This window comes from Thioclava sp. F1Mire-8 (assembly GCF_002213165.1).
In the GTDB taxonomy this organism is placed as follows: Bacteria; Pseudomonadota; Alphaproteobacteria; order Rhodobacterales; family Rhodobacteraceae; genus Thioclava; species Thioclava nitratireducens.
On the sequence record NZ_NBNY01000001.1, the window covers coordinates 252,433 to 266,879 of the forward strand.

Below are 14,447 nucleotides of genomic sequence, written 5' to 3' on the forward strand. Positions count from 1 at the left end.
CGGCCGTCGCCTAGCTGCTCCCTCCGTTCGAGCGGCGGCGGGGCTCGCGCCCGACATGATTGGCGGCATCCCCGGCCGGGGGGGCAACCACGCGAATTGCGGAGGAATGTCATGATGTTGACTGAAGAGACGGTGGTGGCGGCAAGCGCGCTGCCCGTCGCGGAGTTTCGAGCGCATCTGCGGCTCGGCACCGGGTTTTCGGATATGGGGGAAGAGGATGCGGCGCTGGAGCGCTACCTGCGCGCGGCGATGGCGGCGATCGAAGGACGCACCGCTAAGGTGCTGCTGGCGCGGGATTTCGCGCTGAGCCTTGAGGCGTGGCGCGATGCAGTGGCGCAGCCATTGCCGGTGGCTCCGGTGAGTGCGGTGACTGAGGTCCGCTTGGTCGATGCGGCTGAGGTGATCACGGTGGTCGCGCCGGAGGGGTATCGGTTGGTCGCGGATCTGCAGCGCCCGCGACTGGCGGCGTGTGGCGGCGAACTGCCACCGATCCCGGCGGGCGGTGTGGCAGAAGTTCGGTTCACGGCTGGGTTTGGGGCGAGTTGGGCCGATCTGCCGGCCGATCTGGCGCAGGCGGTCTTTCTGCTGGCGTCGCAATATTATGAGCGCCGGGACGAGGGCGCGGGCGGGCGAGAGATGCCCTATGGCGTTAGCGCGCTGATCGAGCGCTGGCGCACGGTGCGCCTGTTGGGAGGTCGGCGATGAAGGGTCCGTTTCTGAACCGAGCGCTGGTGCTGGAGACGCCAGAGCGGGTGCCGGACGGGGCGGGTGGCTTTATCGAAGCCTGGACCGAGCTGGGCATCCTCTGGACGCAGATGAAACCGGGGACGGGGGTGGAGCGCGCGGGTGAATTCGTGACGCTCGCCTCGGTGCCGTGGAAGATCACGGTGCGGGCCGCGCCCGAGGGCTCGCCGCGCAGACCGAAGCCGGAGCAGCGGTTTCGCGAGGGCACGCGGGTGTTCCGGATCCTCGCGGTGGCGGAGGCGGATGCCGGGGCGCATTACCTGACCTGTTTCGCGCGTGAGGAGGTGGTGGCATGAGCTACGCGATCGGAGCCGCCTTGCAGGAGGCGGTCTATGCGCGCTTGCAGAACGATGCGGTCGTGACGGCGCTCGTCGGGGCGGCGGTTTATGACGCCGCGCCTGCGGGGACGACAAGCGGGACCTATGTGAGCCTCGGGCCGGAGAACGCGCGCGATGCCTCGGACATGACGGGCGACGGGGCGGTGCATGATTTCACCGTCTCGGTTGTCAGCGACGAGGCCGGGTTTCATGCAGCCAAGGAGATTGGCGCGGCGATCTCGGATGCGCTTCTTGAGGGGCCGTTGAGCCTGACGCGAGGGCGCGTCGTGGGGCTTTGGTTCCTCAAGGCGCGCGCCCGGCGGGTCGACAAGGGGGCGTCGCGGCGGCTCGATCTGACCTTCCGCGCGCGGGTCGAGGGCTGAGTACACTTTCACATTTGCAACTTTTCGGCCGGTCGATTGTCGCTCTGGCGGAAACAGAACATCGAAAAGCGGAGAAAATCCATGGTTGCGCAGAACGGTAAGGACCTTCTGATCAAACTGGACCTGAACGGGGACCAGACATTCGAGACCATCGCGGGGCTGCGCGCCTCGCGTATCACCTTCAACGCGGAAACGGTCGATGTGACCTCGCTGGAAAGCGAGGGGCGCTGGCGCGAGTTGCTGGGGGGCGCGGGGGTGCGCTCGGCCGCGATCTCGGGCTCTGGCGTGTTCAAGGATGCGGGCACCGACGAGCGCGCGCGGCAGATCTTCTTCGACGGCGAGGTGCCGCAGTTCCAGGTGATCATCCCGGATTTCGGCATCGTGCAGGGGCCGTTCATGATCACTTCGATCGACTATGCGGGGAGCCATGACGGCGAAGCGACTTACGAGCTCGCAATGGCGTCTGCCGGTGCTCTGAGCTTCACGGCGATCTGATGGCGAACCCGTGGGCAGGAGAGGTCGAGTTGGCGCTGAATGGCCAGCGGCATGTGGCGAAACTGACGCTGGGCGCCTTGGCGGAACTGGAGGCCGAGATCGGCGAGACGGGCGGGATGATCGCACTGGTCGAGAGGTTCGAGGCGGGACGGTTCTCGAGCCGCGACGTGCTGGCGGTGATCGTCGCGGGGCTGCGCGGCGGCGGCTGGCAGGGCTGTGCGGGCGATCTGCGGAGCGTTGAGGTTGACGGCGGTCCGGTGGAGGCCGCGCGCAAGGCGGCGGAACTGCTGGCGCGGGCGTTTTCGGTGCCGGGCGAGGGGGCGGCGTGAGCGGGCTCGACTGGCCGGGGTTGATGCGGGTGGGGATGCAGGAGTTGCGGCTTAAGCCCGTGGAGTTCTGGGCGCTGAGCCCGGCGGAGTTGGCGCTGATGCTGGGCGCGGGCTGCGCGGGGGCCCGTCCGATGAGACGGGCGAGGCTCGATGAATTGCTGGCACGGTTTCCCGATGGCGCGGGCGACAGGGAGAGGATGGAGCGATGATGGAGACGGATGGATTGGATGCCCTTGGTGGACAGGCGGCGGAGCTGGAGCGCTCGCTTGGCGGCGCGAGTGCGATGGCGGAGGTGTTCAATCAGGAACTGTCCGCGATGCGGGAGAGCCTGACTTTCACCGGGCGCGAGGTGAGCACGTTGAGCCATGCGTTCGGGCGGGGGCTGCGGAGCGCCTTCGACGGGGTCGTGTTCGACGGGATGCGGCTGTCGGAGGCGCTGCAGCAGGTCGCGCGGAGCATGGCCGACAGCGCCTATAACGTCGCGATGCGGCCGGTGCAGCAGGCTATCGGCGGGGCGGTGGCGAACGGGGTGAACGGGTTCGTGAGCGGGCTGTTTCCCTTTGCCGATGGCGGGGCGTTCAGCCAGGGGCGCGTGCGGGCGTTCGCCAAGGGCGGTGTTGTGTCGAGCCCGACCCGTTTCTCGATGCGCGGTGCGACCGGGCTGATGGGGGAGGCCGGGCCTGAGGCGATCATGCCGCTGACCCGCGGGGCCGATGGGCGGCTGGGTGTGGCTGCGCAGGGCGGGGGCCGCACGGTGAACGTGATGATGAATGTCACGACGCCCGATGTGGCCGGGTTCCAGCGCTCGTCGAGCCAGATCGCGGCGCAGATCAGCCGGGCGCTGGCGCGTGGCGAGCGCAATCGCTGAGGGGGCAAAGATGGCATTTCACGAGGTGAGATTTCCCGCGAATCTGAGCTTTGGTTCGGTCGGCGGGCCGGAACGGCGCACGGAGATCGTGACGCTGACCAACGGGTTCGAGGAGCGCAACAGCCCCTGGGCTCATTCGCGCAGGCGCTATGATGCGGGGGTGGGGCTTCGGTCGCTAGATGACGTGGAGCGACTGCTGGCCTTCTTCGAGGCGCGCGGGGGGCAGCTGCACGGGTTTCGCTGGAAGGATTGGGCAGATTTCAAAAGCTGTTCGCCCTCGCAGGCGGTCGGTTACGAGGACCAGCTGATCGGGCATGGCGACGGGGTGAGCCGGGTGTTCACGCTCTCGAAGCTCTATGCCTCGGGCGGGTCGGAGTATCGCCGCCCGATCACCAAGCCGGTCGCGGGCACGGTGAAGCTGGGTGTTCAGGGCGGCTATCAGGCGGAAGCGGTGGATTGGGCCGTCGATCTGGAGACGGGCCAGGTGACCTTCGTCGATCCGCCCGCCGACGGCGCGCCGATCACCGCCGGCTTCGAGTTCGACGTTCCGGTGCGGTTCGACACCGATGCGGTGCAGGTTTCGGTCCAGAGCTTTCAGGCGGGTGACATGCCGCAGGTGCCGGTCGTGGAGGTGCGGATATGAGCGGTTATCCGGAGGCGCTGCGGGCGCATTTCGAGAGCGGGGCAACGACGATCGCGCGGGCCTGGGCGGTGACGCGGCGCGATGGCGTGGTGCTTGGCTTCACCGATCACGACGGAGGGCTGGTTTTCGACGGGATCGCGTTCGAGCCGGAGAGCGGGATGACGGCGAAGGCGGTCGCACAGGGTACTGGCTTGGCCGTGGATAACTCGGAGGTCTATGGCGCGCTGAGTTCGGAGGCGATCTCTGAAGCGGATATTCTGGCCGGGCGATATGATGGGGCCGAGGTGCGCGCATGGATCGTGAACTGGGCGGATGTGAGCCAGCGTGCGCTGTTGTTTCGCGGGCATCTCGGCGAGATCGCGCGCGGGGCCGGGGCGTTCTCGGCAGAGCTGCGGGGTTTGAGCGAGGCCTTGGGCGCCGAGAAGGGCCGGATCTATCATCCGCGCTGTTCGGCGGTGCTGGGCGATGGCGCGTGTCGTTTCGATACCGGGCAGCTGGGCTACTTTCACGAGGGGCCGGTGGATTTTGTCGAGGGCTCGGTCGTGTTCGGCTTCGACAGCTTGGGTGGCTTTGCCGAGCGATGGTTCGAGAAGGGTCGGTTTCGGGTGATCTCGGGGGCCGCGGCAGGGCTGGTCGGCGGAATCAAGGTGGACCGGGTACGCGATGCAGGGCGCGAGATCGAACTGTGGGCGCGGATCGGCGCGGATGTGGCGGTGGGCGATGTGGTGCGACTTGAGGCCGGCTGCGACAAGCGGGCCGAGACCTGTAAGGGCAAGTTCGCCAACTTTCTGAATTTCCGTGGCTTTCCGCATATTCCCGGCGAGGATTGGTTGACCGCCTACCCGGTGCAGGGTGGCGGAAATACGGGTGGGAGCCTGTTCAAGTGACCGCAGAGGAGCGGGCGGCGCGGGCGGTGGCGATCGCGCGGGTTTGGGTCGGCACGCCATACCTGCATCAAGGCTCGCATCGCGGTGTGGGCTGCGACTGCCTGGGCTTGCTGCGGGCGGTCTGGCGGGAGCTTTACGGCTGCGAGCCGGATGGCGTCCCGGCCTATACGCCGGACTGGGGGGAGGCGGGGTGCGATGAGGCGTTCTTCCGCGGTCTGAGCGCGCAGATGGCCGCATGGAACGGCGTGGAGCGGTCGGGCGATGTGCTGCTGTTCCGGATGCGTGCGGGAGCGGTCGCGAAACATCTCGGGATCGCGGGCGCGGTCGGCGCGGAGCCAACTTTCATTCACGCCTATGCCGGGCACGGGGTCTGGGAGAGTGCGCTCAGCCTGCCGTGGCAGCGCCGCATCGTGGCGCGTTTTCAATTTCGATGAAGGAGCCGGAGAATGGCGACGATTTTGCTGTCAGCGGCAGGGGCCGCGATCGGGGCCGGGTTCGGAGGCACGATACTGGGACTCTCCGGCGCGGTGATCGGACGCGCGGTCGGGGCGACCTTGGGCCGGGCCATCGATCAGCAATTGCTGGGAGGCGGTTCAGGCTCGGTCGAGACCGGCCGGGTAGATCGGCTGCGCCTGACGAGCGCGTTCGAGGGCGATGGGCTCGGGCTGCACTGGGGACGCATGCGGGTGGCAGGTCAGGTGATCTGGGCCACGCGTTTCATCGAAACAAAGCACAAGAGCGGCGGCGGCAAGGGTGAGCCGACCTTTGTCGAATATAGCTATTCGGTGAGCCTCGCGATGGCTCTGGGCGAGGGGGAGATCCTGCGCGTCGGTCGGATCTGGGCGGATGGGACCGAGCTCGATCCGTCCGATCTGAATATGCGGGTCTACACAGGGTCCGAGGATCAGCAGCCCGATCCGAAAATCGAGGCGGTCGAGGGTGCAGGCGCGGTGCCGAGCTATCGCGGGATCGCCTATGTCGTCTTCGAAAACCTGCAGCTCAAGCCGTTTGGCAACCGGGTGCCGCAATTCACCTTCGAGGTGGTGCGGCCGGCGCAGGGAAAAGGCGTGTGCGGCGCGCCCGATCTGACGCAGGCGATCGAGGCGGTGGCGCTGATCCCGGGGTCGGGGGAGTATTCGCTCGCGACGCGCCGGGTGAGCGAAGCGGAGCTGCGAGGGGACGGCACCGGGTCGGACCTGATGTATCCGACCGGCTCCTCGCTATCGTTCTTCAGCGGATGGGGCATCGACACTGCGGTGGAGCCGGTAAACCAGCATGCGCCGAATGGCGGAACGGATTTTGCCGTGAGCGTCGAGATGCTCGACGAGGAACTGCCCGGTTGCGGTGCCGTGTCGCTGGTCGTGTCTTGGTTTGGGGACGATCTGCGTTGCGACCGGTGTCAGGTGCGGCCGAAGGTCGGTGATCGCGGGCGCGAGGGCAGGGAGATGCGTTGGTGCGTTTCCGGGGCTGAACGACGCGATGTCGACGAGGTGCCGAAGCTCGACGGGCGCTCGATCTATGGAGGCACGCCTGCGGATGCGGCGGTGATCGAGGCGATTGCGGCACTGCATGCGGCGGGCAAGGCGGTGACGTTTTATCCGTTCATCTTGATGGATCAGCTGGAGGGTAACGCGCTACCCGATCCGTGGAGCGATGCGCGGAGCCAACCGAAGCTGCCGTGGCGGGGGCGGATCACGACATCCGAGGCGCCGGGGCGTGCCGGGTCGCCGGATGGGGCGGCGGCTGCCGTCGATGAGGTGGTGACGTTCTTTGGGGCGGCGCAGGTGACCGATTTTGCGGCGTCGGGCGAGACTGTTACTTATAGCGGGCCGGAGGAATGGTCGTTCCGGCGCTTCATTCTGCATTACGCGCATCTGTGCAAACTGGCTGGCGGGGTGGAGGCGTTCTGCATCGGGTCCGAAATGCGGTCACTTACGCAGATCCGAGGGCCGGGCAACAGTTTCCCGGCGGTGGCGCAACTGGTGCAGTTGGCCCGGGACGTGCGTGCGGTGCTCGGGGCAGAGTGCAAAATCGGCTACGCGGCGGATTGGACCGAGTATTTCGGCTACCAGCCGGGTAACGGCGACCGGTTCTTCAATCTCGATCCGCTCTGGGCCGATGACGATATCGACTTCATCGGGATCGACAATTACATGCCTCTGTCGGATTGGCGGGAGGGCGAGCACCACGCGGACGCGCATTGGGGCACTATCTACGATCTCGATTACCTGCAGTCGAATGTCGAGGGCGGGGAGGGGTTCGACTGGTACTACGCCTCGCCCGAGCATCGCGACGCGCAGATCCGCACGCAGATCACCGATGGCGATCACGGAGAGCCCTGGGTCTGGCGCTACAAGGACATTCGCGGCTGGTGGGAGCATGACCATCACGAGCGGATCGGCGGCGTGCGAATTGAGGAGCCGACGGCCTGGGTGCCGCGCGCGAAGCCAATCTGGTTTACGGAGATGGGCTGCGCCGCGATCGACAAGGGCACCAACGAGCCCAACAAGTTCCTCGATCCGAAAAGCTCGGAAAGTGCGCTGCCGCATTACTCGGACGGGCGGCGGGACGACTACATGCAGATGCAATATCTGCGGGCGATGACATCTTATTGGGGGGATGACGCGCGCAACCCGGTCTCGGAGTTCTATGGCGGCCCGATGGTGGATATGTCGCACGCTCATGTCTGGGCTTGGGACGTGCGACCTTATCCGCAATTTCCCGGGTTGCCGGACCTGTGGGAAGATGCTGCGAATTACGCGCGCGGACATTGGATTTCGGGGCGGGCGACGGCCCAGCCTCTGGCGCATGTGGTGGGCGAGATATGTGCGCTTGCGGGCGTTTCCGTATTCGACGTGAGCGCGCTGCACGGTGTGGTGCGCGGATATGCGATGCCCGGTGGGATCACGCCGCGCGGGGCATTGCAGTCGTTGAGCTTGATCTACGGCTTCGATGCGTTGGAGCGCGACGGGGTGCTGGTGTTCCGGATGCGCGATGCGTCGGTGGATGCGGAGCTTTTGCCTCCGCTGCTGGCGTTGGATGGTGAGGATCAGAGCCTCGAGACGCGGCGCGTCCCGGAGGCAGAGATCGCGGGACGGGTCCGGCTCGCCTATGTCGAGGCCGATGGCAGTTTCGAGACCCGCGCGGTGGAGGCGATCTTTCCTGATGAGATGGATGGCCCGGCCTCCGCGAGCGAGGCGCCCCTGGCATTGACCCGGGCCGAGGGAATGCGTGTCGTCCATCGCTGGCTCGCCGAGGCGCGCGTGGCGCGCGATACGGTGCAGTTCACGCTCCCGCCTTCGATGGGATGGCTCGGGCCGGGGGATGTCGTGGTGCTGCAGACCGAGGAGGGCGCGCTGCGCTACCGGATCGACCGGATGGAACGCGCTGAAGCGATCCGTGTGGAGGCCGTGCGCGTGGAGTCGGGAATTTACGACCCCTCGGAAGAGACCGACGAGGTGGCGCGGATCGAGAGCTTCACGCCCCCGGTGCCGGTGACGCCGGTGTTTCTCGATCTGCCGCTTTTGACCGGGGCGGAAGATCCTTACGCGCCGCATCTTGCGGTCACTGCAAGCCCTTGGCCGGGGGCGGCCGCGCTCTATTCGGCGCTGGAGGATGCGGGCTATGCGCTCAACACGAAGGTCGAGACGCAGGCGGCGGTCGGGGTGACGCAGGCGATCCTGCCGTGCGCGCAGAGCGGTCTGTGGGACCGTGGTCCGGGCTTGCGGGTGAAGATGCTCTCAGGGGAATTGCACAGCGCCAGCGAGGCCAGTGTGCTCGCCGGGCTCAACGCGATGGCGATCGGCGATGGGTCGTCGGATCGGTGGGAGATCTTCCAGTTCGTCACCGCCGAGCCGGTAGAGCCGGGGGTATGGGATATCTCGACCCGGCTGCGCGGGCAGGCGGGCAGCGACGCGGTGATGCCCGATGTCTGGCCGGAGGGTTCGGTCGTCGTGATGCTCGACGGGGCACCGCGCCAGATCGAGGTCGCGCCCTCGGCACGTAATCTGGCGCGCCACTACCGCGTGGGGCCGGCGGGGCGGGGCTATGACGACCCTTCCTATATTCACACGGTTCAGGCCTTCGCGGGGATCGGGTTGCGGCCACTGTCGCCTTGTCATTTGCGCGCAGGGGCGCAGGGCGGCGATCTGCGGCTGAGTTGGGTGCGCCGGACGCGGATCGGGGGCGACGACTGGGAGGCGCTGGACGTGCCTTTGGGGGAGGCGTCCGAGCGCTACCGGGTGCGGGTTCTCGAAGGGCAGACGATCCGGCGCGAAGTGATCGTGAGCACGCCGGAATGGGCCTATGGCGCTGCGGAGCGCGCGGAGGACGGGATGATCGCGGCGCCGACCTTCGAGGTGGCGCAGATCTCTGATGTGTTCGGGCCGGGACTACCGGCGCGGCTGATCTGGACGGGATAAGATGCGCGCGGTGCTCGACGGCGATCTGATAACGCTTGCACGGGCGGTGATGCTATGGCCGGAGGAGCGCCGCATGGAGCGACTCCACCGGCTTTTCGATCAAGTCCATGCGGCCGATCGGTACTGCAAGAGGTTGCGTCGTGTGCACCCCTGCTGGGGCAATGGCGCGATCCTGAGCATGGCGCTGAGGATGCCGCGGGCGCGGGCACGGCCGGGCGATCCGCGCTATCTGTCCGCGCTAGGCTGCGTCTGCGCGGGGCTCGCCACGTGGCAATCCATGCGGCAGCCCGTAAACCGAAATGATCGAACGCCCCTTCCTCTATCCGCCGAAAAACCTATGTGTTAGGTTCTTGCGCGCGAAGAGGGAGTAATCCGATGAACAAGCAGATGGCAAAGGTTGCAACCGTCGATCCGGTCTGGACGCAGATTTGCGACGAGGCGCGGGCAGCGGTGCGTGACGAGCCACTTCTGGGCGCGCTGATCCATGCGGGGCTGTTGCATCACCCGACGCTGGAACGCGCGCTGGCCTACCGTTTCTCGATGAAGCTGGCCTCGGCGGAGATGAGCGAGCAGATCCTGCGCGAGATCGCCGAGGAAGCTTTCGCGGCCGATCCCGATCTGGGGCAGGCGGCCCGCGCCGATCTCGTCGCCGTGCATGAGCGCGACCCGGCCTGCCACCGCCTGATCCAGCCGTTGTTGTTCTTCAAGGGGTTCCAGGCGCTGCAAAGCTACCGGATTGCGCATTGGCTGTTCACGAACGGGCGTCGCGACATGGCCTATTTCGTGCAGATGCGCGCTTCGGAGCTTTTCGGCGTCGACATCCATCCCGGTGCGAAGATCGGCCGCGGCATCATGATGGACCACGCCCATTCGATCGTGATCGGCGAAACGGCCGTGGTGGGAGACAATGTCTCGATGCTGCATTCGGTGACGCTGGGCGGCACCGGCAAGGAAGACGAGGACCGTCACCCGAAGATCGGCAATGGCGTGCTGATCGGCGCCGGTGCGAAGGTGCTTGGCAATATCCATGTCGGCGACAACAGCCGGATCGCGGCGGGGTCGGTCGTCCTCTCGGACGTGCCTTGCTGCAAGACCGTGGCCGGCGTTCCCGCGAAGATCGTCGGCGAGGCGGGCTGCGAGCGTCCGGCAAGCGAGATGGACCAGCTGCTGCACGGCAGTTGAGAAAATCTCAGATGGAATAGAGAGGCGGGGCTTCGGCCCCGCTTTTTTGCTGCCTCGCGAAAAGCCTCCAGGCCTCTCGAATGACTGCGCATCGTTTCCTTGGTGAAAATCTCCCTGGGGCGAGTTCGCGAATGCGAAGAGGGGGGCAGCGCCCCCCTATTCAACGTCTCGAAACGTGCGGACCGGTCAGGCCAGCATCAGCATCGGGTTCTCGAGGTTCTCGCAGATCGCCTTGAGAAGCTCCGCGCCGAGCGCGCCGTCGATCACGCGGTGATCGACCGAAAGGGTCATCGACATGACGGTCGCCACCTCGATCTCCCCCTCGTCATTCACCACCGGCTGCTTGATGCCTGCACCGACGGCGAGGATTGCGCCATGCGGCGGGTTGATGACCGCGTCGAAATTCTCGATCCCGAACATGCCGAGATTGGAGATCGCGAAGCTGCCGCCCTGATATTCATGCGGCGCGAGCTTGCGGTCGCGGGCCCGGGTCGCGAGGTCTTTCATCTCCGCCGAAAGCGTCGAGAGCGATTTCGCCTCGGCATCTTTCAGCACCGGCGTGAACAGCCCGCCTTCGATCGCGACCGCGACGGCCACGTCCGAAGGCTTCAGCTTGAACACCTTGTCGCCGGCCCAGACCGCATTCGCATCCGGCACCGATTGCAGCGCCAGCGCGCAGGCCTTGATGATGAAGTCGTTGACCGACAGCTTCACGCCACGACCCTCGAGCTGCTTGTTGAGCTGCGAGCGGAATTTCATCAGCGCGTCGAGCTTGACCGAACGACGCAGGTAGAAATGCGGGATCGTCTGCTTGGCCTCGGTGAGGCGCGCGGCAATGGTCTTGCGCATCCCGTTGAGCTCGATCTCCTCGTACTCGCGACCCTCGTACATCTTGGCGATGGCAGAGGAGGATACCGTCGGCGCGGGCGCCGGAACGGGGCTCGCATCCGCGGATTTCGGCGCGTCCGACTTGGCCGGGGCTGCCTTGCCACCTTCGGCGGCTTCGACATCGGCCTTCACGATACGACCTTTCGGGCCCGAGCCCTTGAGCGAGGCCAGATCGACGCCCTTGTCGGCGGCGATGCGGCGCGCGAGCGGCGAGGCGAAGACGCGCTTGCCATCCGCATCCTGCGGCGCGGCAGGCGCTTTCTCGGTCTTCGGCGCGGCGCCTGCACCTTTCGAGCCACCGGCTTTCGCGCCGCTTTTCTCGGCGGGCGCGTTGTCGGCTTCCTTGGTCTCTTCCGCGTCCTCGGCCGCTTCGGCCTGAGCCGCGGCCGGGGCAGGGCTTTCGGCCTCGTCCACGGCGGAAGCGTCTTCGCCTTCTTCCAGCAGAACCGCGATCGGGTCGTTGACCTTCACGCCGGAGGTGCCTTCGGCGACGAGGATCTTGCCGATCGTGCCTTCATCCACAGCCTCGAATTCCATCGTGGCCTTGTCGGTCTCGATCTCCGCGATGATGTCGCCCGAGGAGACTTCGTCGCCCTCTTTCACGAGCCATTTCGCGAGCGTGCCTTCCTCCATCGTGGGCGACAGGGCGGGCATCAAAATCTGGGTTGCCATTGCGCTATCCCCTTACCGGTAGGTGACTTTTTTGACCGCATCGACGACCTCGTCCGAGGTCACGAGCGCCAGTTTCTCGAGGTTCGCCGCGTAGGGCATGGGCACGTCCTTGCCGGTGCAGTTGATCACCGGGGCGTCGAGCCAGTCGAAGGCGCGCTCCATGATCACGGCCGACAGGTGGTTGCCGAAGCTCGCGACGGGGAAGCCTTCCTCGACGGTCACGCAGCGGTTGGTCTTGCGCACCGAGGCGAGCACCGTGTCGTAATCCACCGGGCGCAGGGTGCGCAGGTCGATCACTTCGGCGTCGATGCCCTCTTTCTCGAGCTTGTCGGCGGCTTCGAGCGCGTGGCTCATACCGATGCCCCAGCTGACGATGGTGACATCCGCGCCTTCGCGCCAGATCTTCGCCTTGCCGAAGGGGATCGTGAAGTCCTCCAGATCCGGCACCTCGAAGCTCCGCCCGTAGAGGATCTCGTTTTCGAGGAAGATCACCGGGTTCGGATCGCGGATCGCGGTTTTCAGCAGACCCTTCGCATCGGCCGCCGAGTAGGGCTGCACGACTTTCAGGCCCGGAACATGGGCATACCATGCGCCGTAATCCTGGCTGTGCTGTGCCGCCACGCGGGCCGCAGCACCGTTCGGACCGCGGAACACCATCGGTGCGCCCATCTGGCCGCCCGACATGTAGAGCGTCTTCGCGGCCGAGTTGATGATCTGGTCCATCGCCTGCATGGCGAAGTTGAAGGTCATGAATTCGACGATCGGGCGCAGGCCACCGAAGGCCGCACCGACGCCGAGACCGGCGAAACCATGCTCGGTGATGGGCGTATCGATCACGCGGCGGTCGCCGAATTCGTCGAGCAGGCCCTGCGTGACCTTGTAAGCGCCCTGATATTCCGCGACTTCCTCGCCCATCACGAAGACGGTGTCGTCGGCGCGCATTTCTTCGGCCATCGCGTCGCGCAGCGCCTCGCGGACGGTCTGCGTCTTCATCGGCGTGCCTTCGGGCCAATCCGGCGTGGTGTCGGGCTTGGGCATGTCGTCGCCGTCGTCCGAGGACTTCGCCTTGGCCGGAGTTTTCGCGGGTTCGTCGCTGTCGTCGCTCTCGGCGGCGTCCGACCCGGTGTCGGGCGCTTCGGCCTCTTCCGCGGCGGAGGCGTCTTCGCCTTCTTCCAGCAGTACCGCGATCGGGTCGTTGACCTTCACGCCGGAGGTGCCTTCGGCGACGAGGATCTTGCCCAGCGTGCCTTCGTCGACCGCTTCGAATTCCATCGTGGCCTTGTCGGTCTCGATCTCGGCGATGATGTCACCGGCCGAAATCTCGTCGCCCTCTTTCTTGAGCCATTTCGCCAGCGTGCCCTCTTCCATCGTGGGCGAGAGCGCGGGCATCAGAATCTTGGTTGCCATCTGTCTTTCCCCCCTCAGGCGTTCTGCGGCGCGACATCGGTGTAGATGTCGGTGTAAAGTTCATCCACGGAGGGCTCCGGGCTCTCCTTGGCGAAATCGGCGGCGCCGTTGACGATCGCCTTGATATCCTTGTCGACCTGCTTGAGCTCGTCCTCGGTCGCGTGCTTGCCGGTCAGCAGGAGCTGACGGACCTGCTCGATCGCGTCACGCTCTTCGCGCATCTTCTGCACTTCTTCGCGGGTCCGGTATTTCGCCGGGTCCGACATCGAGTGGCCGCGATAGCGATAGGTCTTGATCTCGAGGATGTAGGGGCCCTTGCCCGCGCGGCAGTGCGCGACGGCCTTCTCGCCAGCCTGCTTCACCGCCAGCACGTCCATCCCGTCGACTTCCTCGCCGGAGATGCCGTAGGCAATGCCGCGCTCGTAGAAGTCGGGCGACTTGGTCGCGCGCTTCACGCTGGTGCCCATCGCGTACTGGTTGTTCTCGATCACGAAAACGACCGGAAGATCCCAGAGCTGCGCCATATTGTAGGTCTCTGCGACCTGACCCTGGTTCGCCGCACCGTCGCCGAAATAGGTGAAGGTGACGTTGTCGTTGCCCTTGTACTTATCCGCGAAGGCGAGGCCCGCACCGATCGGCACCTGCGCCGCGACGATGCCGTGGCCGCCGTAGAAATGCTTCTCTTTTGAGAACATGTGCATCGAGCCGCCCTTGCCCTTCGAGTAACCGCCGTCGCGGCCCGTGAGCTCGGCCATGACGCCTTTCGGGTCCATCCCGCAGGCGAGCATGTGCCCGTGGTCGCGATAGGAGGTGACGCGCTTGTCGCCTTCCTTCGCCGCAGCCTCGAGGCCGACGACCACCGCTTCCTGCCCGATATAGAGGTGGCAGAAGCCGCCGATCAGACCCATGCCGTAAAGCTGACCGGCCTTCTCTTCGAAGCGCCGGATCAGCAGCATGTCGTGGTAATATTGCTTGAGTTCCTCGGCCGAGACATTCGCGCCCGCTTTGGCGCCGCTCGCCGAGCCTTTCCGTGCTGCCATTGGTCAGACCTCCCTTGGCCGGAATAGTTTAGCGTTAAACCATTCCTTACAGCAATGCCGGGCCGAAGGCAATGACCCCGCGGCATCGCAGGGCGGGAATGGCGCTCACGTTTCAACTAGGGCCGGTGAGGCAGTTTTCGAGCGATGTTTGTGCCGCAAAAACGGGCAGGC

Annotated in this window: 15 protein-coding genes; 12 read left to right on the forward strand and 3 right to left on the reverse strand. The window is 66.0% G+C overall.

Annotation, left to right across the window (positions count from 1 at the left end):
* Positions 1–111 precede the first annotated feature (111 nt).
* From B6V75_RS01195 to cysE, 12 genes are all read left to right on the forward strand, one after another.
* Positions 112–705, forward strand: a complete 594-nt coding sequence (locus tag B6V75_RS01195) for a hypothetical protein (protein ID WP_088718468.1) — start codon at positions 112–114, stop codon at positions 703–705.
* Positions 702–1,040 carry a head-tail adaptor protein gene (locus B6V75_RS01200; protein WP_088718469.1) on the forward strand — a complete coding sequence of 113 codons (339 nt, stop codon included), beginning with the start codon at positions 702–704 and terminating at the stop codon, positions 1,038–1,040. The genes B6V75_RS01195 and B6V75_RS01200 overlap by 4 nt, the downstream gene beginning before the upstream one ends.
* The gene (locus tag B6V75_RS01205; protein WP_088718470.1) at positions 1,037–1,444 is read left to right on the forward strand and encodes a DUF3168 domain-containing protein; all 408 of its coding nucleotides are present in this window, start codon (positions 1,037–1,039) and stop codon (positions 1,442–1,444) included. Before B6V75_RS01200 ends, B6V75_RS01205 begins: the two co-directional genes overlap by 4 nt.
* Before the next feature lie 81 nt (positions 1,445–1,525).
* The gene (locus B6V75_RS01210; protein ID WP_088718471.1) at positions 1,526–1,939 is read left to right on the forward strand and encodes a phage major tail protein, TP901-1 family; all 414 of its coding nucleotides are present in this window, start codon (positions 1,526–1,528) and stop codon (positions 1,937–1,939) included.
* Positions 1,939–2,268 (forward strand): gene transfer agent family protein, encoded by a 330-nt coding sequence (locus tag B6V75_RS01215; RefSeq protein WP_088718472.1) that lies wholly within the window; start codon positions 1,939–1,941, stop codon positions 2,266–2,268. Before B6V75_RS01210 ends, B6V75_RS01215 begins: the two co-directional genes overlap by 1 nt.
* Positions 2,265–2,477, forward strand: coding sequence for a rcc01693 family protein (locus B6V75_RS01220; protein ID WP_075775022.1), 213 nt, complete (start codon positions 2,265–2,267; stop codon positions 2,475–2,477). The genes B6V75_RS01215 and B6V75_RS01220 overlap by 4 nt, the downstream gene beginning before the upstream one ends.
* Positions 2,474–3,136 carry a phage tail tape measure protein gene (locus B6V75_RS01225; RefSeq protein ID WP_088718473.1) on the forward strand — a complete coding sequence of 221 codons (663 nt, stop codon included), beginning with the start codon at positions 2,474–2,476 and terminating at the stop codon, positions 3,134–3,136. Before B6V75_RS01220 ends, B6V75_RS01225 begins: the two co-directional genes overlap by 4 nt.
* Before the next feature lie 10 nt (positions 3,137–3,146).
* The gene (locus B6V75_RS01230) at positions 3,147–3,779 is read left to right on the forward strand and encodes a DUF2460 domain-containing protein (RefSeq protein WP_075775020.1); all 633 of its coding nucleotides are present in this window, start codon (positions 3,147–3,149) and stop codon (positions 3,777–3,779) included.
* Positions 3,776–4,666, forward strand: a complete 891-nt coding sequence (locus B6V75_RS01235) for a DUF2163 domain-containing protein (RefSeq protein WP_088718474.1) — start codon at positions 3,776–3,778, stop codon at positions 4,664–4,666. The genes B6V75_RS01230 and B6V75_RS01235 overlap by 4 nt, the downstream gene beginning before the upstream one ends.
* Positions 4,663–5,100: a peptidase gene (locus tag B6V75_RS01240; protein ID WP_206198462.1), complete on the forward strand. Its 438-nt coding sequence runs from the start codon at positions 4,663–4,665 to the stop codon at positions 5,098–5,100. Before B6V75_RS01235 ends, B6V75_RS01240 begins: the two co-directional genes overlap by 4 nt.
* Before the next feature lie 12 nt (positions 5,101–5,112).
* Entirely contained in the window at positions 5,113–9,087 is a 3,975-nt protein-coding gene (locus B6V75_RS01245) for a glycoside hydrolase/phage tail family protein (RefSeq protein WP_088718475.1), read from the forward strand.
* 375 nt (positions 9,088–9,462) lie between these two features.
* A complete protein-coding gene (cysE, locus tag B6V75_RS01250; RefSeq protein WP_075775017.1) occupies positions 9,463–10,269 on the forward strand; it encodes a serine O-acetyltransferase in 807 nt (268 codons plus the stop codon).
* A gap of 186 nt (positions 10,270–10,455) precedes the next feature.
* Here the strand turns inward: cysE and B6V75_RS01255 are convergent, their stop codons facing one another.
* Genes B6V75_RS01255 through pdhA form a run of 3 tightly spaced genes read right to left on the reverse strand, consistent with a single transcriptional unit; the run spans position 10,456 to position 14,276 of the window.
* Positions 10,456–11,829 carry a pyruvate dehydrogenase complex dihydrolipoamide acetyltransferase gene (locus B6V75_RS01255; RefSeq protein ID WP_088718476.1) on the reverse strand — a complete coding sequence of 458 codons (1,374 nt, stop codon included), beginning with the start codon at positions 11,827–11,829 and terminating at the stop codon, positions 10,456–10,458.
* Between the two features lie 12 nt (positions 11,830–11,841).
* On the reverse strand, positions 11,842–13,236 hold the full coding sequence (locus B6V75_RS01260; protein WP_075775015.1) for a pyruvate dehydrogenase complex E1 component subunit beta: 1,395 nt from the start codon (positions 13,234–13,236) through the stop codon (positions 11,842–11,844).
* 14 nt (positions 13,237–13,250) lie between these two features.
* The gene (gene pdhA, locus B6V75_RS01265) at positions 13,251–14,276 is read right to left on the reverse strand and encodes a pyruvate dehydrogenase (acetyl-transferring) E1 component subunit alpha (RefSeq protein ID WP_075775014.1); all 1,026 of its coding nucleotides are present in this window, start codon (positions 14,274–14,276) and stop codon (positions 13,251–13,253) included.
* Positions 14,277–14,447: the final 171 nt, after the last annotated feature.

Bases quoted from the DNA above. Each gene is read 5' to 3' on its own strand.
- B6V75_RS01205 (WP_088718470.1), top strand. From the start codon at position 1,037: ATGAGCTACGCGATCGGAGCCGCCTTGCAGGAGGCGGTCTATGCGCGC.
- B6V75_RS01260 (WP_075775015.1), bottom strand. From the start codon at position 13,236: ATGGCAACCAAGATTCTGATGCCCGCGCTCTCGCCCACGATGGAAGAG.
- B6V75_RS01255 (WP_088718476.1), bottom strand. From the start codon at position 11,829: ATGGCAACCCAGATTTTGATGCCCGCCCTGTCGCCCACGATGGAGGAA.
- B6V75_RS01245 (WP_088718475.1), top strand. From the start codon at position 5,113: ATGGCGACGATTTTGCTGTCAGCGGCAGGGGCCGCGATCGGGGCCGGG.
- B6V75_RS01230 (WP_075775020.1), top strand. From the start codon at position 3,147: ATGGCATTTCACGAGGTGAGATTTCCCGCGAATCTGAGCTTTGGTTCG.
- B6V75_RS01195 (WP_088718468.1), top strand. From the start codon at position 112: ATGATGTTGACTGAAGAGACGGTGGTGGCGGCAAGCGCGCTGCCCGTC.
- pdhA (WP_075775014.1), bottom strand. From the start codon at position 14,276: ATGGCAGCACGGAAAGGCTCGGCGAGCGGCGCCAAAGCGGGCGCGAAT.
- B6V75_RS01235 (WP_088718474.1), top strand. From the start codon at position 3,776: ATGAGCGGTTATCCGGAGGCGCTGCGGGCGCATTTCGAGAGCGGGGCA.
- B6V75_RS01200 (WP_088718469.1), top strand. From the start codon at position 702: ATGAAGGGTCCGTTTCTGAACCGAGCGCTGGTGCTGGAGACGCCAGAG.
- B6V75_RS01215 (WP_088718472.1), top strand. From the start codon at position 1,939: ATGGCGAACCCGTGGGCAGGAGAGGTCGAGTTGGCGCTGAATGGCCAG.
- B6V75_RS01225 (WP_088718473.1), top strand. From the start codon at position 2,474: ATGATGGAGACGGATGGATTGGATGCCCTTGGTGGACAGGCGGCGGAG.
- B6V75_RS01210 (WP_088718471.1), top strand. From the start codon at position 1,526: ATGGTTGCGCAGAACGGTAAGGACCTTCTGATCAAACTGGACCTGAAC.
- cysE (WP_075775017.1), top strand. From the start codon at position 9,463: ATGAACAAGCAGATGGCAAAGGTTGCAACCGTCGATCCGGTCTGGACG.